Origin of the sequence: uncultured Peptoniphilus sp., from assembly GCF_946998875.1 — a bacterium.
Classification (GTDB): Bacteria; Bacillota; Clostridia; order Tissierellales; family Peptoniphilaceae; genus Peptoniphilus_A.
Genome location: NZ_CAMQAY010000045.1, coordinates 1 through 4080 on the forward strand (window position 1 = coordinate 1; position 4080 = coordinate 4080).

Below are 4080 nucleotides of genomic sequence, written 5' to 3' on the forward strand. Positions count from 1 at the left end.
AGCCTCCATCTTTTCAAACATAATCTTTCTCATGTCGCCAAGGGTGTTTTCAGAAATGTAGACCATAAGCCTTGAATAGGTAAAGGATGAGAGAACACCTAGAGCCAAGAAGCTTCCCATCTTAATTAACATGGACAAGAGGTCAGAAAAGTCTGGGCTTGAGCTATTTACCAAGGGGATGATGTAGTCATCAATTAGAAATCTCATAAATAAGGACATAGAAATTGTGGCAAGAGATGAAATAATTACCAATACAGAAACTGCAAGGAGTTTATACTTGTGTCTCTTAAAGATAAAGGACAACAATTTTTTTGCAGCATCTTTATTTTCCTTTGATGTAATTTTTGTCCTATTCTTTTGCATCAAAATCACCGTCACTTTCTTGAGTTTCATTAATTTCTCTATAGATTGGACTCTTTTCGATGAGCTCAGCGTGCTTACCAATAGATTCAATTTCTCCCCTATCCATAACAAGAGTGTAGTCTGTATTTTTTAGGGACTTGATCTTTTGTGATATCAAAATTTTTGTCATGTCAGGTCTAAGTTTATTTAGAGACTCAATTATTTTTTCTTCTGTCTTGTTGTCCAGGGCTGAAGTTGAATCGTCCATAATTAAAATTTTTGGATTTTTCAAAAGGGATCTGGCAATAGAAATTCTCTGCCTTTGTCCACCAGAAAAGTTTGTGCCGCCTCTTTGCACCATCATGTCCAAATCTTTTTCCACATCAATAAAGTCGTCACAAGATGCAATGTATAGTGCTTCCTTTAACTGGTCGTCACTTAAATTTTCATCAGCCCACTTTAAATTCTCACGAAGAGTCCCAGTGAAGAGTTGATTTTTTTGTAGGACAACAGAAACTTCATCTCTTAAAGAAATTAAATGGTAATTTTTTACATTTTCTCCAGCAACTATTACATTGCCACTTGTAGTGTCAAAAAGCCTTGCTATTAAACTTATAAGGGTGGACTTGCCTGAGCCTGTGGGACCAATTATGCCCACATAGTCACCAGAATTTATTTTTAGATTTATATTTTTTAAAACTGCCTTGTCTAAATCTTTTGAATAGGAAAAGTAGACATCCTCAAAAATAATTTCTCCATTTTTTACATTTTTGACAGAATTTTCTGGACTGACAATGGATGGAGAAGTTTCTATTACTTCATTGATTCTTCTTATGGAGTTTCTCGCAATAGTAATTTGTACTAGGATCATTGAAAGCATTAAAAGTGAAATTTGAATTTGTATTGCATAAGTCACAAGCCCTGTAAGAGCTCCTGTAGACATATTTCCTGCCACTATATAGTGACTTCCCAGCCAAGCAATTAAAATTGTCATGAGGTAAGTGGAAAAGTTCATTAGTGGGTTTGAAAGGGCAAGAAGTTTTGACGCCTTGATGTAATTATTTCTAAGGTCGTCAGAAATGTCGTCGAATTTTTTTATTTCCTTGTCTTCCCTGGCAAAGGACTTTACAACTCTTATTGCAGACAAATTTTCAGATACATCTGTATTTAATTTGTCAGTGATTTTAAAAACTCTTTCAAAAATTGGATAGGCGCCCTTAATGATATAGCCCATGCCAAGGGCAATTAGGGGGATTATAATGACAAAGGTAGGCGCAAGTTCTCGCGAGAGCTTAAAGCTCATGATAAAGCAAAAAATCAGAGTGAGAGGAGATCTTATTGCCATTCTAATTGTCATTTGAAATGCCATTTGAACCATTTGCACATCAGTAGTCATCCTTGTTATAAGAGTTCCTCTCTTAAACTTATCCATGTTTTCAAAGGAAAAGTTTGTGATATTATAAAACATGGAATAGCGCATATTTTTTGCAAGACCAGAGGATGCCTTTGTGGCAAGATAGCCTGAGATGATGCCAGTGGCAAGGGATATTCCTGCAATAACAAATAAAATAAGACCGTAGTGAATTATATTTTCCCTTGCATTTTTAAGTATGCCCTCATCAATGATCTTCGTCATGAAAAAGGGAATTGCTGCATTCATTAAAACTTCTATTAAAACAAAAAAAGGCGAGAGAATAGCATATTTTTTATACTCGCCTAAATTATCAAAAACAACTTTTAGCATATAGCACTTCCTAAATTTTTATTATACTTTAATATATCTACCCAAAAAAACTTTCTCAAACATTTTACTAAATTTATTGTAATACTTTACTTAAATGAATTGAAATTGAGACTTTTTTGTACTAATATAATATTAAGAATGTTTTATTATTAATAACGGAGGAATTATTATGACAGACAATAAAAAAGAAAAAGATTTAATTGAAAATTCAAAAACTCTTTCTGATGCAAAAAAGAAACAAATGAAGGCAAACATGGACCAACAAAAGCAAATCAACTCAGAAGACAGACCAGACTCTGATGTATATGCTAAGACAGAAAGAAAAGATCCTGAAACAGGAATCGAAATTCCAACTGAAAATTCTGTTGAAGAAGCTAAAGAATGGGTTGACAACGAAAATAGAATGTAAAAATTGGCCTAGGAATAGGCCTTTTTTCATAAGAGGTGCAAATGGATAAAAAATTTTTAGAATGGCTCCTTAGCATAAGGACGGAGACATTAAATAGGTATATGATTGCAATTACACATCTGGGAACAGGCGGTGCTATTTGGCTTTTCACCACATTTATCTTATTTTACTTGGGATTTAGAATTGAGAGCGTGAATATAGCCCTTGCCCTAATCTTTAATGGAATAGTCTGCAATTTACTTTTAAAAAATATTTTAAAGAGAAAAAGACCTTCATGGATATCAAAAGTTGAGCTTTTGATAAAAAATCCAACGGACTTTTCCTTTCCATCAGGTCACGCATCTTCATCCTTTGCAGCTGCCTTAACTATTTACTTTTACTTTAAGGGCATGGGAATATTTTTCTTAGTTGTGGCAACTTTAATTGCCCTCTCTAGGATTTATCACTTTGTCCATTATCCCAGCGATGTAATAATCGGTGCTATACTTGGCATAGCTATTGCCATACTTACAAAAAACAATTATGACAAATTTATCTTAGAATTTTTGCAAACAAATGCTGGATTTTTATTTAGACCTCTTCCTAAGCTCTGAGAAAAATTCACTTATTAAGCTTGCACATTCTCTTTCTAAGATTCCAGACTCATAACTTATCCTGTGATTAGTTATGAGTTTTTCTATTTTTTGGTGAGAGAGGACTGCGCCAAAGCGCTTATTTCTTGCACCAAAATATAAATTTTTTATGCGGGAATTTAAAATTGCGCCAACACACATGAGGCAAGGCTCTAAAGTCACATAGATGTCACAGCCTTCCAAGTGATAGGAATTTAAATTTTTTGACGCCATATTTATAGCCATAATTTCTGCATGGGCAAGAGGAGAGTGAAGCTCTTCTTTTTTATTGTAGCCATATCCAATTATTTTATTATTTTTTACTATGACACATCCTACGGGCACGTCCTCTGATAAAAGTGAGCGGAGTCCATAGCGGATTGCCTCTTTCATATACTTGATTTCCATAAAATTATTATAGCAAATAAAAAAATTTATTGTAGACAAGTAATTTGCCTTTATAAAAGATATATGAAAAAATTTCTCTGTGATATAATATTAATTGGTGATAATATGTCAGAAATAAAATTAGAGCTTGAAGTGTGCGGCGGCTGCAATGAAAAAATTGGCGTCAAAGATTTATCGAGCATCTTAAAAGATTTAAAACCCTACAAGAGAGAAGAAATCACAGTGGGCTTCGACGGAAGAGACGATGCTTGCGTCTATAAAATAAACGAAGACATCTCCCTAGTTGAGAGTTTGGACTTTTTTTCTACAATGGTAAAAGATCCCTATGACTTTGGAAGGATTGCATCTACAAATGCAATATCTGACATCTATGCCATGGGAGCAGAGCCAAAGTTTGCCCTAAATATAGTTTGCTTTCCTGAAGGAGAAAATCTTGAAATTTTAAAAGAAATACTTCGGGGTGCAGGAGATGTTTGTCGCGAGGCAGAAGTTTCAATAACTGGAGGACATTCTATTCACGACAGAAAAATTAAATTTGGTCAATGCGTGACAGGGCTTGTGAAGAA

At 34.2% G+C, this 4080-nt stretch carries 5 protein-coding genes and 1 pseudogene; 3 read left to right on the forward strand and 3 right to left on the reverse strand.

Annotation, left to right across the window (positions count from 1 at the left end):
- Together Q0U74_RS07620 and Q0U74_RS07625 are read right to left on the reverse strand one after the other, a co-directional pair.
- Positions 1-363, reverse strand: a pseudogene (locus Q0U74_RS07620) (ABC transporter ATP-binding protein); the annotation flags it as partial.
- Positions 350-2086, reverse strand: a complete 1737-nt coding sequence (locus tag Q0U74_RS07625; protein ID WP_297393843.1) for an ABC transporter ATP-binding protein — start codon at positions 2084-2086, stop codon at positions 350-352. The gene Q0U74_RS07625 and the pseudogene Q0U74_RS07620, both read right to left, overlap by 14 nt.
- Before the next feature lie 169 nt (positions 2087-2255).
- Here Q0U74_RS07625 and Q0U74_RS07630 point away from each other — a divergent pair, with 169 nt between their 5' ends.
- Both Q0U74_RS07630 and Q0U74_RS07635 read left to right on the forward strand, forming a co-directional pair.
- On the forward strand, positions 2256-2495 hold the full coding sequence (locus Q0U74_RS07630; RefSeq protein WP_297393845.1) for a DUF3787 domain-containing protein: 240 nt from the start codon (positions 2256-2258) through the stop codon (positions 2493-2495).
- 41 nt (positions 2496-2536) lie between these two features.
- A complete protein-coding gene (locus tag Q0U74_RS07635) occupies positions 2537-3088 on the forward strand; it encodes a phosphatase PAP2 family protein (RefSeq protein ID WP_297393846.1) in 552 nt (183 codons plus the stop codon).
- On the opposite strand, the gene Q0U74_RS07640 is transcribed toward Q0U74_RS07635, so the two are convergent.
- The gene (locus tag Q0U74_RS07640) at positions 3062-3499 is read right to left on the reverse strand and encodes a nucleoside deaminase (protein ID WP_297393848.1); all 438 of its coding nucleotides are present in this window, start codon (positions 3497-3499) and stop codon (positions 3062-3064) included. The genes Q0U74_RS07635 and Q0U74_RS07640 overlap by 27 nt on opposite strands.
- 120 nt (positions 3500-3619) lie before the next feature.
- Here Q0U74_RS07640 and selD point away from each other — a divergent pair.
- Positions 3620-4080 (forward strand): selenide, water dikinase SelD (gene selD / locus Q0U74_RS07645; RefSeq protein ID WP_297393849.1); only part of this gene is annotated, 461 nt, incomplete at its 3' end.

Coding starts and splice junctions, on each gene's coding strand:
- Q0U74_RS07630 (WP_297393845.1), top strand. CDS start 2,256: ATGACAGACAATAAAAAAGAAAAAGATTTAATTGAAAATTCAAAAACT.
- Q0U74_RS07635 (WP_297393846.1), top strand. CDS start 2,537: ATGGATAAAAAATTTTTAGAATGGCTCCTTAGCATAAGGACGGAGACA.
- Q0U74_RS07640 (WP_297393848.1), bottom strand. CDS start 3,499: ATGAAAGAGGCAATCCGCTATGGACTCCGCTCACTTTTATCAGAGGAC.
- Q0U74_RS07625 (WP_297393843.1), bottom strand. CDS start 2,086: ATGCTAAAAGTTGTTTTTGATAATTTAGGCGAGTATAAAAAATATGCT.